14 protein-coding genes and 3 pseudogenes are annotated in these 20,361 nt (G+C 31.4%); 6 read left to right on the top strand and 11 right to left on the bottom strand.

What is annotated here, in order from left to right; genetic code table 11:
• Positions 1 to 3: 3 nt before the first annotated feature.
• Entirely contained in the window at positions 4 to 771 is a 768-nt protein-coding gene (locus tag ACQVV1_RS16650; RefSeq protein ID WP_431169182.1) for a glycosyltransferase family 2 protein, read from the bottom strand.
• Positions 772 to 1,062: 291 nt separating this feature from the next.
• Between ACQVV1_RS16650 and ACQVV1_RS16645 the strand changes: the two genes are divergently transcribed.
• A complete protein-coding gene (locus ACQVV1_RS16645) occupies positions 1,063 to 2,352 on the top strand; it encodes a glycosyltransferase family 2 protein (RefSeq protein WP_242253786.1) in 1,290 nt (429 codons plus the stop codon).
• A gap of 1,191 nt (positions 2,353 to 3,543) precedes the next feature.
• On the opposite strand, the pseudogene ACQVV1_RS16640 reads toward ACQVV1_RS16645, so the two are convergent.
• The 3 genes and pseudogenes from ACQVV1_RS16640 to ACQVV1_RS16630 all read right to left on the bottom strand — a co-directional run.
• A pseudogene (locus ACQVV1_RS16640) lies at positions 3,544 to 3,690 on the bottom strand (3D domain-containing protein); the annotation flags it as partial.
• A 378-nt stretch (positions 3,691 to 4,068) separates the two neighbouring features.
• Positions 4,069 to 4,860 (bottom strand): SDR family oxidoreductase, encoded by a 792-nt coding sequence (locus ACQVV1_RS16635; protein WP_242253787.1) that lies wholly within the window; start codon positions 4,858 to 4,860, stop codon positions 4,069 to 4,071.
• Positions 4,847 to 5,764 carry an aldo/keto reductase gene (locus ACQVV1_RS16630; RefSeq protein WP_336376661.1) on the bottom strand — a complete coding sequence of 306 codons (918 nt, stop codon included), beginning with the start codon at positions 5,762 to 5,764 and terminating at the stop codon, positions 4,847 to 4,849. Before ACQVV1_RS16630 ends, ACQVV1_RS16635 begins: the two co-directional genes overlap by 14 nt.
• 882 nt (positions 5,765 to 6,646) lie before the next feature.
• Here ACQVV1_RS16630 and ACQVV1_RS16625 point away from each other — a divergent pair.
• Positions 6,647 to 7,657: an N-acetylneuraminate synthase family protein gene (locus ACQVV1_RS16625; protein WP_242253791.1), complete on the top strand. Its 1,011-nt coding sequence runs from the start codon at positions 6,647 to 6,649 to the stop codon at positions 7,655 to 7,657.
• A complete protein-coding gene (locus tag ACQVV1_RS16620) occupies positions 7,657 to 8,445 on the top strand; it encodes an SDR family oxidoreductase (RefSeq protein ID WP_242253794.1) in 789 nt (262 codons plus the stop codon). The genes ACQVV1_RS16625 and ACQVV1_RS16620 overlap by 1 nt, the downstream gene beginning before the upstream one ends.
• A gap of 379 nt (positions 8,446 to 8,824) precedes the next feature.
• On the opposite strand, the pseudogene ACQVV1_RS16615 reads toward ACQVV1_RS16620, so the two are convergent.
• Together ACQVV1_RS16615 and ACQVV1_RS16610 are read right to left on the bottom strand one after the other, a co-directional pair.
• Positions 8,825 to 9,028: pseudogene (locus ACQVV1_RS16615) on the bottom strand (IS6 family transposase); the annotation flags it as partial.
• 29 nt (positions 9,029 to 9,057) lie between these two features.
• Positions 9,058 to 10,455, bottom strand: coding sequence for a CDP-glycerol glycerophosphotransferase family protein (locus tag ACQVV1_RS16610; protein ID WP_242253795.1), 1,398 nt, complete (start codon positions 10,453 to 10,455; stop codon positions 9,058 to 9,060).
• 1,292 nt (positions 10,456 to 11,747) lie between these two features.
• Between ACQVV1_RS16610 and ACQVV1_RS16605 the strand changes: the two genes are divergently transcribed.
• Positions 11,748 to 13,109, top strand: a complete 1,362-nt coding sequence (locus tag ACQVV1_RS16605; RefSeq protein WP_431169181.1) for a YncE family protein — start codon at positions 11,748 to 11,750, stop codon at positions 13,107 to 13,109.
• Positions 13,110 to 13,656: 547 nt separating this feature from the next.
• Positions 13,657 to 13,896, top strand: a complete 240-nt coding sequence (locus ACQVV1_RS16600; RefSeq protein ID WP_242253805.1) for a hypothetical protein — start codon at positions 13,657 to 13,659, stop codon at positions 13,894 to 13,896.
• A gap of 3 nt (positions 13,897 to 13,899) precedes the next feature.
• Here the strand turns inward: ACQVV1_RS16600 and ACQVV1_RS16595 are convergent.
• The 3 genes and pseudogenes from ACQVV1_RS16595 to ACQVV1_RS16585 all read right to left on the bottom strand — a co-directional run.
• Positions 13,900 to 14,133 (bottom strand): annotated as a pseudogene (locus ACQVV1_RS16595) (M4 family metallopeptidase); the annotation flags it as partial.
• A 216-nt stretch (positions 14,134 to 14,349) separates the two neighbouring features.
• Positions 14,350 to 14,643: an ArsR/SmtB family transcription factor gene (locus tag ACQVV1_RS16590; protein ID WP_242253806.1), complete on the bottom strand. Its 294-nt coding sequence runs from the start codon at positions 14,641 to 14,643 to the stop codon at positions 14,350 to 14,352.
• A gap of 1,172 nt (positions 14,644 to 15,815) precedes the next feature.
• Entirely contained in the window at positions 15,816 to 16,913 is a 1,098-nt protein-coding gene (locus ACQVV1_RS16585; RefSeq protein WP_336376665.1) for an S-layer homology domain-containing protein, read from the bottom strand.
• 752 nt (positions 16,914 to 17,665) lie between these two features.
• Here ACQVV1_RS16585 and ACQVV1_RS16580 point away from each other — a divergent pair.
• Positions 17,666 to 18,133 carry a COG1361 family protein gene (locus ACQVV1_RS16580; RefSeq protein ID WP_431169180.1) on the top strand — a complete coding sequence of 156 codons (468 nt, stop codon included), beginning with the start codon at positions 17,666 to 17,668 and terminating at the stop codon, positions 18,131 to 18,133.
• Positions 18,134 to 18,379: 246 nt separating this feature from the next.
• Here the strand turns inward: ACQVV1_RS16580 and ACQVV1_RS16575 are convergent, their stop codons facing one another.
• Both ACQVV1_RS16575 and ACQVV1_RS16570 read right to left on the bottom strand, forming a co-directional pair.
• Positions 18,380 to 19,750 carry a lytic polysaccharide monooxygenase gene (locus tag ACQVV1_RS16575; RefSeq protein ID WP_431169179.1) on the bottom strand — a complete coding sequence of 457 codons (1,371 nt, stop codon included), beginning with the start codon at positions 19,748 to 19,750 and terminating at the stop codon, positions 18,380 to 18,382.
• A gap of 371 nt (positions 19,751 to 20,121) precedes the next feature.
• Positions 20,122 to 20,361, bottom strand: a 240-nt coding sequence (locus tag ACQVV1_RS16570; RefSeq protein ID WP_431169178.1) for a zinc ribbon domain-containing protein, incomplete at its 5' end; no start/stop codon positions are given.

Raw genomic sequence — 20,361 nt, 5'->3', positions numbered from 1 at the left:
ATTTCACCCTCTTTTTCTTCTTAAGTCTTCTCTTAATTCTTTACATGTTCTTTGTAGCGGTAATAATTGTACAAATTCATTTTTTTCTTCTGCAAATAACTGCGAATGTATTGAATGTGAAGTAATATAATTGATATCTAAAATTTCATCTAAAGGATGAAAATCCCAATAATGATTTAATCTCCAAAAAAAGCGTGCATCTCCTATACGATAAAATTGAGGATCTTCATCCCAGTATGAATTCCACCTTTTTTCAAGAATCGGTAAAACAGAGGCTCTATGCATAATAGAACAATGATCAATTGTACATGGAGCATTATTAGTAATTTTTTTGGCAGCTCTTTCAACAGTTTTAATAGGCAAATCTGATTCATCTAGATGAATCGTTTTTGATGCAGAATAAATAATTTGAACACCTTTATTCTCATCAAGATAACTAGACATCTTTTTGAGTCGTTCTTTTTCATATTGATTATCATCAGTAATATAAGTAATATACTCCCCCTTCGCATGCTTAAGAGCCTCATTAATTAAAGCAGCATATCTGACTTTTTTTGTCCGTTCAGAAATATGGGCCACATTACTTTTATAAAAATGTACATTTTCCTTATTAATAAATGGTTGAATTACCTTCTGGGTCATTTCATTAGAATTATCATCCATGATAAAAAGCTCAAAATCTTGAAAAGTTTGGTTTAATACACTTAATATCGATTTTTCAACAAACGTAGGCTTATTGTAACTTGTCATTATAACTGAAATTTTAGGCAAATATTCCTCTCCTCCTTATAACCAAATACAAAAACAGTTACGTTATTATATAAACAGAAAGGACAATCCGTTCCGATAATTTTAAAAAAATTTATATATATATTAAAGTCTATAGCAGCGTTTATATTTATCTATATATATCTTTTTTTACTCCACTATAGTCCATACCATATCTATGAAAAGGTAATAAACTATCCAAGTACAAAAAAGAATGTATCAATAAAGGTTTATTATTATCTATTAGACTTCGCGAGAAAAAAACATTCAATATTCTCAGAAGAGGTGACGATTTTGCAACCCCTAATTTCAATTATCCTTACTAGCTATAATAAGCCATCATTAATTAATCAAGTTATTGAAAGTGTCCTAATGCAAACTTATAAAGAATGGGAACTTTTTATTATGGATGATAACTCTTGTCCAGAAACTATAAATATTATAAAAAATTATTTAGATGACCCTCGAATTTATTATGAAAATAGTTTTATACAAGATAATGAGAGATATAAAACCACAAGATATGCAACTCTCATCAATAAGGCACTTCCATTAACACGTGGGCAGTATATTTGCTATTTAACGGACGATACTATGTACGTTCCAAACAGATTAGCTGAAATGTTATCTTTCTTAGAAAAACACCCTGAAATTGATATAGTGTACTCTTCTCAATACGTAAAATATGTTGATTATAATCTACAACCTATTCATGAATATGTAAGAGAAGCTTCAAAAATTTTATATACAGCTGCAAATGTTGTGGATCACTGTTCAGTTATGCATACTAGAAGAATATTATTAAAGGTTTATGAAAAATACTGTGAATATTGGGATACAAATCCTTTATATTGGTTTGTTGGAGATGCGATGTTTTGGAAGCGCCTAAATACATTCCAGCCTTTTTATCCCATTAACAAAGTGCTCGATATTACTTTTAAAACACCATTTTCCTTCCAAAATTTATATGCTAACCTCCCTTCCAAAGATTTAAATGGTATTTTATTTAGAAATTCACAAGGTGAAGTATTTTTAATTGATAATTATAAACGTAGGCTTATATCGAAAGAAATGCTTTCCTACTTCAAATATAATCAAAATGAAATTGTCTCAATCCCTGATCCCTTTATCTACAAATATACTGAAGGTCCTCCCATAACCCTTACTGAATCAATCCCAAATCTACGGGTTGTGCAAAACGAAAAAGAAGAATTATTTTATTTAGAAAATAATCAAAAACGTCCATTCATTAACACCATAGCATTTCGCAAATTAAAATTTTCAAATCAAGAAATTATTAAAGTTTCACAAAGTAGTTTAGATAAATTTTCAGATGGACCACCTATTTATCCGAATTTATCTCATTACACGATTCTACCCGAAGGAAAAGTATTTATCTATCATCACAATTATTTCATAATGACAGATTACATGCTTCATCCAATAGATAAAGACATATTGCAAAAACTATATTTATTAAAGAACTGTATACCGATTTCAAAAACTAGTTTATCCCTCTTTAAGATTGGTCCTCCTATTTCATCATACCCCTCTCACTTAGCTAAAGAATACCAAGAAGAATGATATAAGAGGATAGCACCAATAAGAGATATTGCTTTAAAAAATAAAATAAGTTAATACAGGTAGTAGCGACTCTCAATATTAATAAATTAGACATATTAGCTTATCGAATACATCTATGAAATCCTAAGAAGACAAGTTAGTAAAAACTCTTAAAGATATCTAAATACTACACTTCACATATCACCAAATGTCTATAGAGCTACAAGTGATTTAAATCATTCATGTTCATTTAATAGAGGGCCTCGGTTCTCTATTTTAACGAATTCTTCGAAAGAGTTCTCCTTCCTCAAGCGTGTGAAAGGCGATAGTCCAACGGTAGGTGGGTGATAAATTTCGGTTTGGCATAACCAAAAAATTTTGATAAAACTAGCTATATGAAGTTCTTTGATAACTTGATATATAAGGTTGCAGGAAGAAAATAGAATGTGCAAACCAAACCATTCGGTTCCCGTGTAAAATATCAATCATACCAAAGGAGCGTCCAAACGTTGGACATCTAGGGTTGGAACACCCGGAAGTGGCGAGTAGTTCACTACATGAAACTCCAAATTAGTCTTATATACCAACTTCGAACTATTATTGGATGGCTAAATATAGACCGCTCTAAATAAACATTAACACTATACACATAGTGTTAATGTTTATGATTAAATATTAGTAATAGTAAGTATAAATATTATTATTTTACTATATCTTACATTTATGTAAAAATAGATATATGTTAAGTTTTTTCTAAATCTTTCCCCTAATAAAGATTTGAAAATAGCATTTCATGATTATCCTTACTGTTAATATGCCTAGAAAAAGAATCCTATAGGGTTCTTTTTCTAGGCATTACAACTAAATTCTACTTAACATTATTATCTTATACATAATAATTGCATTGCTATGAATATAACAGGTAAACACTCTCCCCCTGCGCTTGATTGGATAAATTACCTCTAAAATAATAGTTGTTGCATTTTACTATTAATAAGAGTGCAAGAAATCTATTCTTTTTACATTTAATATATAAACATGATACAAATTGTATTTTTTCATTTTCCATTAAAATTTTGGTGCTATTTTGGAAATAACCCTCTTAAAATACCTAAATCATATTAACAAAGGTTTTCAATGAGTTGCACTAACTCAAAAATAAAAGTCAGTCTCAATAAAGAGAAATGGCTTCTATTTTTGTTACCATGAATATCATAGAATTTTCACTTTAACCGTTTGTCTTCCCAAATTTATAACCTTACTTTTTGAACCTACTAAAACATCAATACGTTTACCTTTAATTGCACTACCGGTATCACCAGCAATTGCTTCACCACAATTTTCTACCCATACTTTTGATTCCGTAGTTGGCTTTTCACGTACGTTGAGTACATCCGCTATTACGATAGTTTCTGCGGTAACAGATGTTGTAAAAGTCCTCAGTCCAAAAACTGTTACTGCGTCAATTATTTTTTCTTATTAGCCTCCATTATGTTTTTTTGACTTCTATCTATATCAAATACTTCCTTAAAATTAGGGAATTTCACAGAATAACAAAGTATTTGTAACGATAAATTTATCAATATAATCTAATATAACATTATTAACGAAGGCTCTTTTCACTCCTAGATTGTCAAATTCTCACTATAACTAAAAAATCTCTTCATCTTATATAAAATGAGAAAATTTTTTCAGTGGAAAGGGTTCTTGTTACATCCTTGACTTTCTAGCGATGTTTTACCACGATGTCCAGCCACCATCAATGCAAATATTTTGCCCCGTTACATAACTTGAAGCATTAGATGCAAGAAAAACAATCAACCCTTGTAATTCTTGGGGATTTCCAATACGACCTAGCGCTGTTTTTTTATTTAAATTTCGAATAAATTCTTTATTTTTCTGAACTTCTGTATTAGGAAATGGACCTGGAGAGATAGAATTAGCTCTAATTCCTTTTAAACCATAGTGACACGCAAGATACCGAGTAAACTGTATGATAGCAGCTTTTCCTGCTCCATAATTCGGAGGATTATTAAAGCCTGAATCGCCGTAAATAGAAGGGTCTGGGGAAACAACACCATACATTGAAGAGATATTAATAATATTTCCTTTATTCTTCGGTAGCATATATTGTAATGCCTTTTTAGTAACCCGAAACACATTATTTATAGAACCATCAATTCCTGTTTCCCACTCCGATTCTGTCATTTCTTCAATAGTCTTTCCTGCTCCAAAGTAAGCATTATTAATAAGAATGTCTATCTTATTATCTGAATTATAAATCTCCTCAAATGTATGGTTTATTGATTTACTATCTGAAACATCTAGAGCATATCCCTGACATTTCACATTATATTTTTGATTTAACTGATCAGCTAAATTCATACATTTTTCTTTGCTTCTACTAACTATCATAACGTTTGCACCATACTTAGCCAGCCCTTCAGAAATTGCAGAACCAAGATAACCAGATCCACCAGTAACAATTGCATTCTGGCCTTTTAAACTAAATAATTCATGTTGATTCATTATTCACCCTCCATAAGTTCGGATTAATAATTATCTCAGGTATATCCTTAAATAATTTCTTTGCAGTATTAAGAACTTTCTCTTCTAATAAAGGTGAATTACAGATTTGAATATTTTCTTTTAATTGATCTACTGTTTCACATCCAATAATAATCTTATCAACTTCTTTCAATTCTCGAACAAATAATAAAGCCAATTGCGCTCTACTTAAATTGAATTCCCGAGCTAAAAACTCAAATTCTTTTATTGGTTTTTTAGCGATTTGTAAATAATCGGGAATTTTTTCCGTATCCATTAATAGCAACCCTTGAAGATATGGACTTCTAGCATGTATTTCTATTCCTTTTGTTTTCAGCTTTTGTAGTAGGCCTGAACAAATTAGACGTTGATCAAATATATTTAAAGGAACTTGAATCATATCAAAACAATCAAATTCCAAAAACCGCTTAACTTCATCAGGTGTATAAACGGATACACCAATCTTTTTGATTACTCCCCCTAATTTCAATGTATTTAATTTTTGAATGATATATCCATTATGTGAAACCATATTTTTAGAATCATGTAACAGGCAACAGTCTAAAATGTTTGTTTTCAAATTCATCATAGATTGTTTAATATATTTATCAATTAAGCTATCTAAATGCTCAATACCAATATTTTCAGAATCAATCATAGGTATTTTAGTTACAACCTGAAAAATTTTTTCTGTTGTTTTGCTTGAGACATATTCACCTATAATAGCTTCACTATTTCCATAAGAAGACGCTGTATCTAACACATCTATACCGTTATTTATAGCATATTTGATGATATTTAAAGCCTCTTCCCTATCAGGTTTACCCATTATATTTCCTATTCCATAATGAAGACCCAGCTGAACAGTACCTAATGCTAATTTCATAGAGCACCTCCATAATAACCACTTAGGCTAGTTAGATATTTTAAACAGAATGACAATATATATTTACATTGAACTGCCCCTACCTTCACTCCGTTTAAAGGAGGAGCTCTTCTCGTTCACATGATAAAGATTTCTTATTTATTTTTAGTTATCAAGATTGCGTATAAAGATGTTGATGTAAAAAGAGTAAAGCCTGAAATTTTTGGGCCGAATGTATATAGAATCTGTGGCATTTTCTATACGTACGATACGACAAAGAAAAACTGGATTTATCTTTTATATCCTTATGAAACCGAAAATCAAATTCGTTCCTATAGGCACCTTCGTACAACACGGCAGACCTTACTGACCGCAAATAGCGGGATAAAGCAGGTAAATAGTATCCTGCCCAGTATATGAAAGTGACTGCTATTTGGTACAAATGATTTTGGATTTCGAATAATTAAAAGCTCACTTAAAGAATGCTGCGGTGATGCGATTGCACACTCTAATACATTAATGGAAAACTACTACTTGATATTTCTCTGATGGAAATCAAAACAAATATTTCCCATTTTCCCAATAATAATTTTGAAAAATAATTATTTCACGTTCTAAATTCGTTTCTTGGCTCATACGTTATTAAAGTTGTTGAAAAATAAAAAAGCGAAAGATTTAAAATATGATCCAAATGGTACAGATGATGTTTTAAAAGAGGTAGGTATATCTTCTCCTAAATAAACACTGCAGCTGCTATAGCATGTGATTATTTACACTTCACTTCTGTTTAAACATTTCTAAATAAAAAATCTTGCTAACAATTCCTTACAAATACACTTAAGAAATTACATTCTATACAACTGCTGCAATTTTGTAGTTACCTTGAGAAAGGACAGATTACTGATGCAGAAATTTAATATTAATAGGAAGCTAATTGGTGATGATTCATCAGTTTTTGTAATTGCTGAGGCCGGAATTAATCATGCAGGTTCATTTATTGAGGCGAAAAAAATGGTCGAGGTTGCCAACTCAAGTATGGCTGATGCAGTTACTTTTCAGCATATAGCCTATAATGACATTGATTGTAGAAAATCTTCTAAGACCAAATTAGATTGGGATAAATGGAGATTATCAGACGAACAGATTATCGAATTGTTTGATACTGCACATAGATTGGGATTATCTACGACGGCTTGTGTAGTAGATTTTAAGTCTCTTGAGTTTATTGTCAAGTCAGGTGCTGACTTTCTTAAAATAGTTAGCGGGGATATTACATGCCATCCCTTTTTGGCTGAATGTGCAAAAACTGGTTTACCTATATTTCTTTCTACTGGAAGTGCATTGTTATCTGAAATAGAAGCTGCTTTAGAAGTGATTGAAAAATCAGGTGGAAAAAATGTCGTTGTATATCAAACTAATACTAAATATCCGACTCCACCTAATGAAGTTGATCTTAGAGTAATGGAGACACTAAAAAATTTTAATTATCCAGTAGGCTTCTGTGATCACACTGCAGGAACAGCTATCTCCTTAGCAGCAGTGACGTTAGGTGCTCACGTTATAGAAAAGCACTTCAGTTTAGACGCTACAATAAAAAGACCTGACTATGAAGTTTCTATTAATCCTCATGAACTAAATCAATTTGTAACTGATATACGTAATATTAAAAAAGCAATGGGTGTACCCATAAAGCGCCGGCATACAGATGATGCAAATTTCATATTAACTCGTAGATCCTTGGTAGCTTGTAGTGATATGGCTAAAGGTACAAAAATTCAATGGAGTGATTTAACATATAAGCGCCCTGGAACAGGTACCCAACCTTCAGAAGCTAAGAATTTTATAGGTAGAACTTTAAAATATGATGTAAGTAAAGATGATCAATTATATGAAGATATGTTGGAGGAGATTTAATGAATAAAATTGAAAGACGTACAGCATTAGTGTTAGCTAGTTCTGATGGACTTGGCTTAGCAGTTGCTAAAAGATTATACTGTGATGGACATAATGTGATTATTACAAGTAGAAGTAAAAAATTAGAAAAAGCTAAAAAAGAAATTTGTGATATTGGTAGTAAAGGAGAAGTTCTAGCAATACCATCCGATGTAACTAGCATCGAAGATTTAAATAAACTTATTATGCAAGGAAAGAATCAACTGGGAAAGATTGATATTTTATTTACAAATGTGGCTGGTCCTAAAGCTGGAACGATAGAGGATTTAACTATTGAAGATTTCTGTAAAGCACACAATGATCTGTTATTGCCCGTCATTTATTTAACTAAACAATTAATTCCTGATATGTCTTCTCGTAAGTGGGGAAGAATTATTATAAATTCTTCTCTTACTGCAAAAGAGCCTTCAAAAATGCTTACCTTATCAAATATATATAGGGCTGGACTAGCTTCTCTTTCTAAAACTCTTTCTCATCAATACGCTAGTTATGGAGTTACAGTTAATACTGTCGGACCTGGTTCTTTCAAAACTGCTCGCGCATCCGAATTATTAAATGAAATGTCTAAAACACAAAAGCGAAATGTTGAAGATATCGAATTAGAAATCACACAAAATTTACCAATGAAGAGATATAATGACCCAATAGAATTTGGTAATGTTGTAGCTTTTTTAGCTAGTGATGCTGCAAGTGCTATTACAGGTACTTTTATTCCAATTGATGGTGGAATTTCTCATGGAACATTCTAAATAAGTAGATATTTCACTATTATCCCAAAGTACTAAATGCTCAGATTGAGTTTTTTCTATATTGTTACCCTTCTATTAACAGTCCGTTAGAATATGAAGTGTTGAGTAGTTCACCACTTCATATTAATACACTTTTAACTTCAAGACTAAAAGAAGAGTGCACTGTATTGCCATTCCTATCAGAAAAAAATTAGGAAACACACTGATTTCATAATACCAAACTTCTCCCACATATCTTGTCCACAGGAAATGTCATATTGTAGTGAAAATTCTATCCAGACGAAGTTCTAGACTGGACATATTGGTTCTGTTGCAAAATTAGCTAAATGTAAAAAACTGTGGTTTAAAAAAACAAATTTTATATAGACAGCAATAATTTCTATAATTCATTGTACATTGAAAAAACGGAGTTTGGTTGATGACTCCGTTTTTTATATAGGGCATGAATAGTTTCAATTCCTTTTATTGTGATTGAGGCTTGAAGAGAGTTTTGAAATCTTGAGGATCTAGCAAAACGACGTTTTACGTGTCTACGGCCTTATTCCATACGATTACTTAGATGTTTTGCTGTATAATCCAGTGTGTTTTATAAAGATTTTTCATTTTTCACTTTTACATACCTCGAGATAAATCTTGTAATTTTTGAGTAACTGTTGTTTGAGGGTAATTTTTCTGTATGAAATAATCCCTTAATTGTTTAGCAGTTGTAGAATATGAAGAATCATATAAAACTTTTTCAATTGTCTGTATCATATTTTCAATAGAATGAGTCACAAGCCAGCTTAATTCATCGTAATATTTATAATCCCTCTCCTCTGACTTAGATTTATAAACAACTACTGGTTTATCCAATAACATAGCCTCTAATCCTACTGTTGAATTAGAGATAACTACAAGATCTGAATTAGAAATGACATCATAAATATTCACTTCAGTTGTAATATACTTGACATTAGGATATACCTTACTTAAATGAATATATTCACTCACTAAATTACGACCTTTTTCCCATGGATGAGGCTTTATAATAACTGTAATATTTTTGTCTTTCATCAATTGTTTTGTTAATTCAACATAAACTTGGGTTTTAAATGGTTGCGTTGCTATAAATATTATTTTCTTAGAGGGATCTATATTTAGTTTCTTACAAAGTACTTTTTTTTCTAAATGTTTCTTATTATAGATATCATCATATCTTGGGTGTCCCAATATCTCGATTTGAGAATCAGCTCCCCCTCTTTGAAAATACCACTCTCGTTCGTACTCTCCATATACAATCTGTTTTGTAGCGAAAATTGGAAAAAACGCTTCTTCTCCCATTATGGCCCCATGCTGAAGACAATAACTTGGAATCCCCTTACTTTTAGAGATAAGAGTAAGTACTCGGTTCGTTATATCTTCTGTTGTACCAACAATCACACTCGAGATATCATGTTCTTCAAAAATAAAATATGCCATATTAATTTTTTCAATCATGATAGGAAGATCATTGAGTAGTTTTGTTTGAAAAAATTTATTGGAAAATAACGGATGTTCTTTATATGTTGAAAAAATTTTTTGAGCTTTTTCAATGAAAATATGAGAACTATCCGGAACTTTATTTGTATAATCCATTGTACAAATCGTAGGAAGACCATAAAGCTCGCTTTTTTTTGCTCTTGTTAATATTTTTGTATACTCAGGGTTAAAATGCGAAAAATTACCTGCTGAAAAACGAAGATAATCAGTATTAAGTAATACGACTCCATCTGGTCCTCTTTTCTTTGTCATTTGCTCAAGCAGAGGCAACCATTTTTCAAATTCTGACTGCAATTGTTTTTCTTCTATTGGTGCAACTGACAAATATTTATAAAAATCCTTACTTTTCATCTTGCTTTTAACATCTTCTTCTAAATATTGATAAAAATTACTTAATAAAGGTAAAGAAATGTTATGATGTACTAATTCAGAAAACACCTTTATATACTCTAAATTTAATAACCAATAATTTTTCAAATAGATTTCACTCAAGATCTCACCCTCTTTTTCTTCTTAAGTCTCCTCTTAATTCCTAACATGTTATTTATGGTTTAATAATTGTACAAATTCATTTTTTCATTAATAACTAAAAATGTATTAAATTTGAATTAATACAACTTATATCTAAAATTTTATCTATTGGATAAAAATCCCCAAAATGATTTAATCTCAAAAAAACGAACATATTTTATGCTATAAAATTCAGGTTTTTCATCCCAGTAAGAACCCCATTTTTTAAACGATTGGCAAAATAGAAGCTCAATACATATCAAACTATGATCCATTATATATGGATCATTATTTGTAATTTTTTGTGTTGATCTTTTTACAGTTCTAATAGACTGATAGGCTTCGTTAATTAAAACTGCATACCTTACTTTTTCTGTTCATTCTGAAATATGTTGAATATTACTTCTATAAAATTATATATTTTTTATACATGTTCGAATTATTTATTGAGTAAGTTTGCTAGAATTATTATCTATAATAAAAACTGTGAAACATTTACAATTCTAATTTAATACATTCCGTATTGATTTTTCTACAAACAATGGCATGTGTTATTACTAGCCATAATAACCATAAATTTAGGCAACTATTATCCCACTCCTTATCAATAACTACAGTTCAGTTATGTTATTATATAAACAAATAGAACAAACTGTTCCGGTAATTATGATTTTCTTTTTATATACACTAAAAGATAAAGACGTTACCTTGTTTGTTCATGAATTTTTATTATTTTCGGTGAAAACCTATTCCATAAATAACTTCAATTACAATATGACTTGCTAAGTAGAAAATCTACTGATGTGAAAAATAAACCAGGAACATCTAATCACTCTCTAGACTTACTCTTCCTCATTCTTAAGCGATCACCCTCCTCATTAGTGGCACATATGCAATTTCCGTTTCTGCCATAGCGTTGAGCACCTTTCATGCTTTGACTTCTTCGAAATCAACAACGCTTTAGCAGCATGCCTTATTGCTCAGCTTAATCTATCGAAATCAATTTCACATTTATCTCAATATGTTTTACCATTATTGAATCAGATTTTATTCCAATTAAAATAACCATGATATGTACAAGCATTAAGAAATAGGAAGCATAATATAGAGCATTGCCAACTATTTGTATATTGCATTAACAAGTAGATGCCTTTCAATCATGATTATTTCATAAAAAGGCATAGGTTCTAAAAATTTTTTTCTTAATACGATATGTAATCAACTTTATATACCACATGAAATAACAAATAATTTTTGATAAAGGAAGTGAAATCATGTTACCTTGCCAAGGTACGTGCAATCAATATGTAGATTTTGAGGTTTTAATTACAGCTCCTGAAGGCTATATAATTAATGCTACGAATTATACCGGTGCTGTCACCTGGAATACAAACCGATTAAAATGTGCATTTGAACCATGTACGCTGCAAACACCGAACCCTTGCCTTCTGCAAGATGACCTACCAGACGGTTCCTATCCAGTACACAGTGTTCTCATATATGGCGTACTTACAATGCTTGTTAGTATTTCTCCTGTTCAAAATCAATATGGACAAGGAGATGCAGCTTTTTCTAAATGGCATAAATTCTCTATCAATCAGATTGTTTATTATACAACTGATCCGAATTGCTGCTTTGATTTTAGCAGCTTTAAACTTAAGAGTTTAACAGTTACGCCACAAGATGAAAATACATTTATCTTAAATGGCACCCTTTCTGTTTTACCAGTGCCACCAAATCCTCCGGTTTATGCTTTTACAGCAAATAGAGATGATAATACTCTTTCAGTAATTAATACAGCAACAAAGACTGTCCAGCATGTAATCAATCTTCCATATCAGCCAATTAAAGTTACTGTTAATCCAAACAAAACATACACTTTAGTTTTGCACTCAAATGATAATCGTGTTTCTACAATTAATAATGAAACACTTACCATTATCTCTACTTTCTCAATAAACAATCCAATTGATATTGGGTTTTCTCCGGATAATCAGTTTGCGTATATACTAAATTTTTTAACTGGTTCAATGGGCATTACTGTTATTAACCTCTTAACTCAAACCATTACTAATACCATCTCACTTGGAGGATTTGGATTTTCAAGTATAGCAATTGATCCGAATGGACAATACGCCTACATCGTAAATTATACAACTTGGAGTATTGTAAAGGTTGATCTAAATACAGGAGAAATTATAGTAGATCTTCCTACTTCAATGGATTATCCAAGCATCATAGAAATTAGTTTGCTTGATGGCTTAGCTTATGTTACAGAAGAACTTCCGGGGTCTGGGACCCTACTTGCAGTTATTGACTTGTCCACTTTTCAAGAGATTGGCAGTATTATTACTGGAACGTATTACTACTCGTTCCTTGCTCTTTCACCTAATCAACCTGTAGCTTTGCTAGGAGAAGAAACTATAGATGAAATCAATATTATTGATACAGCACAACACCAATCCACAGGAACTATTTCCATAAACGACCCAAAAAGCGCTGCGTTTACACCTGATGGAGAATTTATCTATATTGCTCAACCAGAACAAAACACGGTTACTATCCTTAACTCCGTTGACTATACCGTAAATACAGTAGTAACAGTTGGTGCATCACCTGTAAGTATTGCAATATAAAGTTTAACGCTTATTAACATTCAAGAAATACTGAGGATTGCACCCTCTACTTATATTAATTTCCTACTCTCCGGTATTCCATTTATACAAATAACTAGTGTCCTTCTGTCTAGTTAATGACTAATCGTTTATTTCGATATTTAATAATTTATACACGGGCCCTTCTTAAATACTAAAAAACATATTATCTAATAACTCCTTAATATTTCCTATAGTTCTTTCCATTACAATTCTCTTTAATTTTGTTTATCTATCCATTCCCTCCGTCAATCAAATCTCCCTCAAGGAATCTGATTTAAAATTCACTTTACAAGTAAACAACCGTTCCATAAGTAGATTATTTAAGGGAAAGGAGTCAGACTTACTGGATTCCCCTTTCTTCTCATCCTTTTTTGAAGCTCTTTTAAGTCTAATTCTATTGTATTCCAGCTAAATAACATTCCCACTAATAAATAACATATTATATAACTATATAAAAACTCTACCAAATCACTAAAGGAATCTCCTTCCCCCTATCGAATTATTGTAGAGGAAAGGAGAGAAATTCATGGGAATTATAGGATTATATCCTCGCGCATTAGCGACTCTAGGTGCACTTGAATACACCAATCGTCGCAATAAATTAATTGAAGACTCGGAGAATAACATATACGAGTGTAAAGAAATAAAAGAAATACTTCAATCACTCCCTAAAGAGAAGCAGATTGAGGTTCTTGAGAATCAAGCTCAATTTGAAGCTGTGGCAAAGATGATTGAACAAAACAATTTAATTCTTTTAGAACAATAGAAATTAAATATAAGCTGCTTTAAAAGCTTGTTGGGCAGCTTGTACTTCAGATGAATTTTTACCATATAAGTTTATTGCTACACGAATACAACCCTCTTTTAATTCTTTAAAGTCAGAAATCATATTTAATTCATCTGTATTCGCATAATAGAAGATACCAAACATCTTATCTTCTCCAACACCTTGGACATTTACGCCATTGTGATTAACACAGCTAGCTATCAGGTAACCTACCTTCACCTCCATTGTTATCCTATGAGAATAGATGTTTTCAATATCTATTCAATATAATCATTATAGTTACATTTCTATTTAATTATTGGGAATAGATGGTATGCAATTTTCCATGTGTATCCCTTATTAAATATTCTAGACATCTTGCTTTCTTAGCTTTATGTTTTTAAATGTGTACAATTTGTTAAACATACAAGAAACGTTTCACATATTATTAACCTAAAAACCTAAAATTCCTACAATCTGACGAGCTTTAGCATTATCTATAAAATAATGCATCTCTAATCCCTTTCTTTCAGCACGAAGTACGGTTCCCCTTAATTTTGATAAATGCTGTGAAACAGTAGATTGTGGGAGTTTTAATATTTCCGTTAACTGCGTAACATTACACATTTTATGATGCATTAATTCACTTACAATTTGTAATCGAACCGGATGTGCCATTACTTTTAAAACATCTACGTCTTCTTCGCGGATTTCAGCTAGATCTTTATCAGTTACTACTGTTTTCATTTCGCATTCTCCTTTATTATTAATTTCTGTTTTTCCTATTATCCTTATAAATAGTACTTATAGATGATTACGATTTGTCCTGTTGAGAAAATATTTTCTCTTCTTAAAACACAAAGGACACCTATCCTGAAAATAGTTTTTTTACATAACATTGATCTATGATTAACACGATTTACTAAGCAAAAGTACTTCCCCTACCCTTTGGTTAAAGCAAATAAAAAATTCTGCTTTTGCCTTCCTGTCCTGAAAAATTGATAAGCAGTATCTCCTATCTCACACTCTACAAAATAATCATTTTATTTCTCAACATGGATACCTGGAATTAAAATACCAAAAATGGTAATATAGAGTCACCTTCAGTTGTCAATTGTGTCCCTTTTTTGAAAGCCCTGTCTATAATGACAAGGCTTTTAAATTTTCCTAACCTAAGATATCCTTTATATTTCGTTTTTTAGTTAACCCTAATAATATGTATGCCTCTTTTAATGTAATTAAGTCTCTTTTACACTTCTCCATTTAGAGATGCTAAATTAACAAATGTCTATTAAAAATTTATTAGACCCTCATACTACAATCATTATCCAGAACCAAAATAATACAAACGAATAAAATGCGCTTTATCACTTTTACTTCTCCCAATTAGTTTATCACCTAATTTTAAATGTATAATCCCAAAATAATTATTAGAAACACCTTTTATAAGAAGAGCTATTTTTCTGTGAAATTTGGTTTACGAATGCTAATTTATCCCCATTTAAATCTCTTTTATAGTAAAAATTGATCTTATGCACAATCTAATTAATAAACTGTGGTATAACGGGTATAGAAATTAATTTTAATTTTAAATAAAAAGAAGAGTTAATTTTTGATTAACTCTTCTTTTTGCAATTTCCTTCTAGTTATTAGCAATTAATTCACGAAAATGCTCTTCTCTATTTTCTTTTATAAACTTCATCGTTTCTATTTTTCCTACTCAAATTAGCTCCTAAACGTTACATTTTTCATACAATACTGATTCCCAACAGTACTATATGGAATAACTAAACATTATCTTATATACTCTATTAAAAATCTACACTACATAGAGTGAATGTTTGTTTCTATCCAATTACTTGCTTCTTTAATCGCAATAATAACTCCTTCTATCAGTTTAAATCCTTGTAAAAGGTTAATTATTCACCAATATAAATGTACCAGCCCTTATAATTAGCCGTTTGTCCCATTTTTATTTTATGTCGGCCTTTATCAAATGCATATTCCACATTTACATTTTTGACCAATCGATCAATCTCTTTGTCTAGATTCAAATCAGGGTATATCATAGTAACCCATCTTTTCGTCAACTCAATAGATGGGTTATAATTTTCGAAGCTAATAGTAAAATTATTACCGCCCTTTTCATCTATACTCAATGGTCCATACCAATCTTTATTTTCTTTTAACATTTTAGATGAAGCTAAATGTAGTACAGCACTTGTCTCCCAATACTTTATATCTAGATTATATTTCTCATTTATCTCTTTAATGAGATTCTGCGCCTCTTTAGATATAGATTTACTATACACAGGAACAATATCAACCAACGATTTATCAAAAGTGAAATCATCTGTCACCATGGATCTCGGTATCCCTAACGGCATTACTTCAGGTTGTCCCGGCTTCTCTAACTTACGCATTGCACTATATAAAAACTGTGCATACTGCTCACGAGTTACTACTTTTTTAGGCTCAAATAAATTGTTACCTGTGCCCATAACAATTTTGTTCTCTTGCAGGGCACTAATCGCCTCAGTAGCCCAATAATTTTTTTCCACATCATTAAAAGTAGTAATAGATTGTTGCTTTAAATTAAATGTTTTTTGTAAAATTGCCGCTAATTGTTCACGAGTTAAAATATCATTTGGTCCAAATTCATTATCCCCATATCCATTCATAAGACCAGAACTGACAACAGCATAAATTTCTTTTTCAAACATAGTACCTTTTACATCTTTAAATTGATCTTCAAACCTATCCCCTACAAGTAATGGCTGTAGATACACATATAGCAGACGAGCTACTTGTCCTCGCGTAATATTATCGCCTAATCCAAACATTCCATTTCCATAGCCAGCTATCATTTTTTTATCTTTTAGATGCATAATTGCATCATAAGACCAATGATTTGCAGGAACATCTTTAAATGCTGTATCTGCCTGTACATTTGCTAACGATGTTAACGTCGTCGTAGCAAGTGTAACTCCTATTAAAAGCATTTTTGTTAGTTTCATACTATAATCCTCTTATTCCTATAATTTATTATTACAAATTATTTCATTCGCCTTATATAATGCCTTTCCTATCATATTAATATTAACATAAAATACAATAACTGTTATATATATATAATTAAATAGTTTCGTGCATATATTAATAACCTCTGTTCTATTTTCGGAATACCTCTAAAAATAGATTTCGTTGAGTATGTATGCAAAAGAATTGTTGATAGTAAATAAAATAGAATTTACTATCAACATGATGAAATATTTAATAGCATTAAGGTATTACATGAATTATCAAATGCTTAAACTTTTTAAATAACTAAAATTATATAGACCAAAAAGAACCCCGTAATAAGAAAAACTATACAAACTGAGCATCTGCAACATTTGTATAAAACATTTTATTTAATTCCTTTATTTCGCGATAATGGATAGATCAAAGTTATTGGCTCTTGTTAGTAGATTCCAATTTTATGTATAATGAAATTATCATTTTACCAACAAATGGTAATAAGGAGGTGATACAAGTAAAAAAACCAAACGTATCATCGAAGTATTAAAGGATCTATTCAATGTACATTAAGATACATATATAGGATTTAAAACCATGAAATTTTATGTACAGATTGAATTACTACAAGATGGAAGGTTGGTAGCAAATGTACTCAAGAAAAAAGAGCATTCAATTTGCTTAATGTTATAAAACTACTTGATGTGACATCTGTTGAATGAATTAAAAACATACTCAGGGGGAATTTTAAATGAAAACATTTAGTAAAATATTATTAGCGGGAACACTGGCTCTTGGCGGTTTAGCAGCAATGAATGTGGAAACACCTAAAATTCATGCTGATGGGGCGAGCGAATATTGTCGTTACATTTGCGGTCCTAAAGAAACATTAAATAATTTCACAATTCAACTTTCAGATACGAAATACAGACTGGGACAAAATATCATTCTACGAGCAACAAATGATAATCCATATGATGTACATTACACAGCATCTTTTGAAAAACACTATGATACTGGTTGGGATTATTATGACGCTGATTTTCACTATGGTTCATTATTACCAGCTGGAACAAATGTATATGAAGATTTTGATGCTGAGACTGGCAATAATGGAGCAATTTCTGAACCAGGAACATATCGCATGAAAATTGAAGTAACACATGCAGATGGATACACTGATACAATGTACACAGCGCCAATTACATTAGCAAATTAAATAATAAGGTTACTTTATATCTTATTGTTTTTATTATCTATCAAATATTTATTCAAAGTACCTAATCTTTTTATTTGTATTAGGTACTTTGAATAATAGTTTTATTATTAGGTTTCGTTCTCTATTAATAGGTATTGAAAATGCAGAAATTGATATTCAAACAATATTAAGAGTTAAAAAATAGGAATACCCTCTCTTATAATTGGCCCATTGTTTAAATACTAAAGGGATTCACTATTGCCATTATTAGTTTACTTCTTTCCATAATGACAATGCAAAAATCCAATTTGGATCCCCATTCCCTTGATAACTCTGAACTGCCTCATACACCTTATCCTCATGAACTACTCTATCTCCTGCTTTATACGCTTTACGCGCATCCCATTGTTCATAAGAGTTTTCTTGTCCTTTTGTTGTAACTGTGATGGCATCACTTTTCATTGATTCATTATCAGATGTATCGACAGCAGATACTACATACTTATATACTGTATTCGCTTGCAAATCTTTATTCATAAATGAAGCTGTATTAGCAGTACCTATTTCTTTCATGGCCCCTCCAACTTCTCTGTATACAATATAATGGCTCACATCTACATTATCCTCCGATGGACTCCACATTAAATCAATACTACTCGTAGTGGTTCCCATACTGTGTAATCCTTTAGGCTGAGTTGGTGCTTCTGTATCTGGTTTTTCCTCTGTTGTTTTAATAACTAATACTTCACTTTTCTCAGATATATTTCCTGCAGCATCTACTGCTCTTACTGTATACGTATATTCTGTGTTTGGACTTAATTTTTTATCAATTACACTTGTACCGACTACAGTATTAATTAATTCCCCATTACGTAGCACTTGATATTCTTTCACCCCTTCATTGTCTGTTGCAGGTTTCCAATTAAATTCCACACTATTTGAAGTAGCTTTTATTACTTGTAGTTCAGATGGCTTGGTTGGTGCCTCTTTATCTGTTTTTTCATCATTTATTAGATTCACATCAATCACATTATAGAAAGCGTTTACAGTATCAGCTACATCCCAAACAGCTAAAATAACATGGTACCCACTACGATCAGTTGGTACATTGATTTTATGTGATAAATTATTAGATGCTTTAGAACCATCGTGTTTTACAGTACCAATTAACTCAAAGTCTGCTCTTGCTAAAGGTTTATTTGGATCCCATCCCTTTTTCGTGATGTAATAGTGCCATTGACTTGTTGAATGAGGAGCTGTGTATTTCCAAGTGAAGGTATTTTCTCCACCCTTAATTGTATTCTTAAACCATCGATTAGCTGTTTGTTGATCAAGAATCCCACCAAACAGGCCTCCTGCTGAAGCAATTTTCCCATCTGCTGGTCCACCTTGTGGGAAGCCTTTAGGAGCTTCTAAACTTTGCGGTTCATACATTATATTTCCACAATTTGAATTCAGCGCCCCATAATTTTGACTGCATAAAGCTGCACGGCTACCTGGCTTTTCAACAAACCCATGTGCATAGGCATTTTGAGGAATAAGAGTTGTACTCATAATTCCCACTGCTACTGCAGCAGCACTTAATCCTTTTTTATTTGTTGCCATTTTTCTAAACTGTCCTAGAATTTTTTTATTCATACTACTAGTCCCCTCCTATTGAATTTCTTACTATATTAAGAGCATGGATGTAAGTGAAGGCTAAACACGTATAACTAAAATTAACAATTGGATACAAAATTTCATACCAAACTATTTATTTACCTCCATTACATTTGAATAACCCTATAGTTAAATTATTACATACTAATTTATTAAAATTTCACAGAAATTATGACAGTTATTGGACTTTTTCCTTTGACACTCCCACGGCTAAAGCCGCAAGTCCTACACCTTACGGTGTAACGGATGGGATTCTTGAATGACTAAGCATTCGCAGTCCATTTCTGTTTTGAACAGCCTTCAAGATGAGGGTGTGCCATCACCCCTCCTAAGACAGACCATATAGGTTCTTAGGCGGATTGACTATTACCGCCAACCACAGTTGCGTAGCGAATATTCATCGCCCCAACGATATCACGATGTTTCTCAAATCCACATTGACACTTGTATCTTCTGTCTTGCGCCTTGTTCTTTTCAGAACATTTCGGACATGTTTGACTTGTATAAGAAGGGTTCACATATTCCACCTTTATGCCAACTAGTTTCGCTTTGTACTCGATGAATTGTGCTAAACGATGGAATGACCAAGT

This window comes from Bacillus basilensis, from assembly GCF_050630465.1.
GTDB lineage: Bacteria > Bacillota > Bacilli > Bacillales > Bacillaceae_G > Bacillus_A > Bacillus_A basilensis.
The sequence above is the reverse complement of the archived record's forward strand: the minus strand, read 5'-3'. Positions and strand labels throughout refer to the sequence as shown.

Bases quoted from the DNA above. Each gene is read 5' to 3' on its own strand.
- ACQVV1_RS16625 (WP_242253791.1), top strand. From the start codon at position 6,647: ATGCAGAAATTTAATATTAATAGGAAGCTAATTGGTGATGATTCATCA.
- ACQVV1_RS16600 (WP_242253805.1), top strand. From the start codon at position 13,657: ATGGGAATTATAGGATTATATCCTCGCGCATTAGCGACTCTAGGTGCA.
- ACQVV1_RS16575 (WP_431169179.1), bottom strand. From the start codon at position 19,750: ATGAATAAAAAAATTCTAGGACAGTTTAGAAAAATGGCAACAAATAAA.
- ACQVV1_RS16605 (WP_431169181.1), top strand. From the start codon at position 11,748: ATGTTACCTTGCCAAGGTACGTGCAATCAATATGTAGATTTTGAGGTT.
- ACQVV1_RS16585 (WP_336376665.1), bottom strand. From the start codon at position 16,913: ATGAAACTAACAAAAATGCTTTTAATAGGAGTTACACTTGCTACGACG.
- ACQVV1_RS16630 (WP_336376661.1), bottom strand. From the start codon at position 5,764: ATGAAATTAGCATTAGGTACTGTTCAGCTGGGTCTTCATTATGGAATA.
- ACQVV1_RS16590 (WP_242253806.1), bottom strand. From the start codon at position 14,643: ATGAAAACAGTAGTAACTGATAAAGATCTAGCTGAAATCCGCGAAGAA.
- ACQVV1_RS16580 (WP_431169180.1), top strand. From the start codon at position 17,666: ATGAAAACATTTAGTAAAATATTATTAGCGGGAACACTGGCTCTTGGC.
- ACQVV1_RS16635 (WP_242253787.1), bottom strand. From the start codon at position 4,860: ATGAATCAACATGAATTATTTAGTTTAAAAGGCCAGAATGCAATTGTT.
- ACQVV1_RS16620 (WP_242253794.1), top strand. From the start codon at position 7,657: ATGAATAAAATTGAAAGACGTACAGCATTAGTGTTAGCTAGTTCTGAT.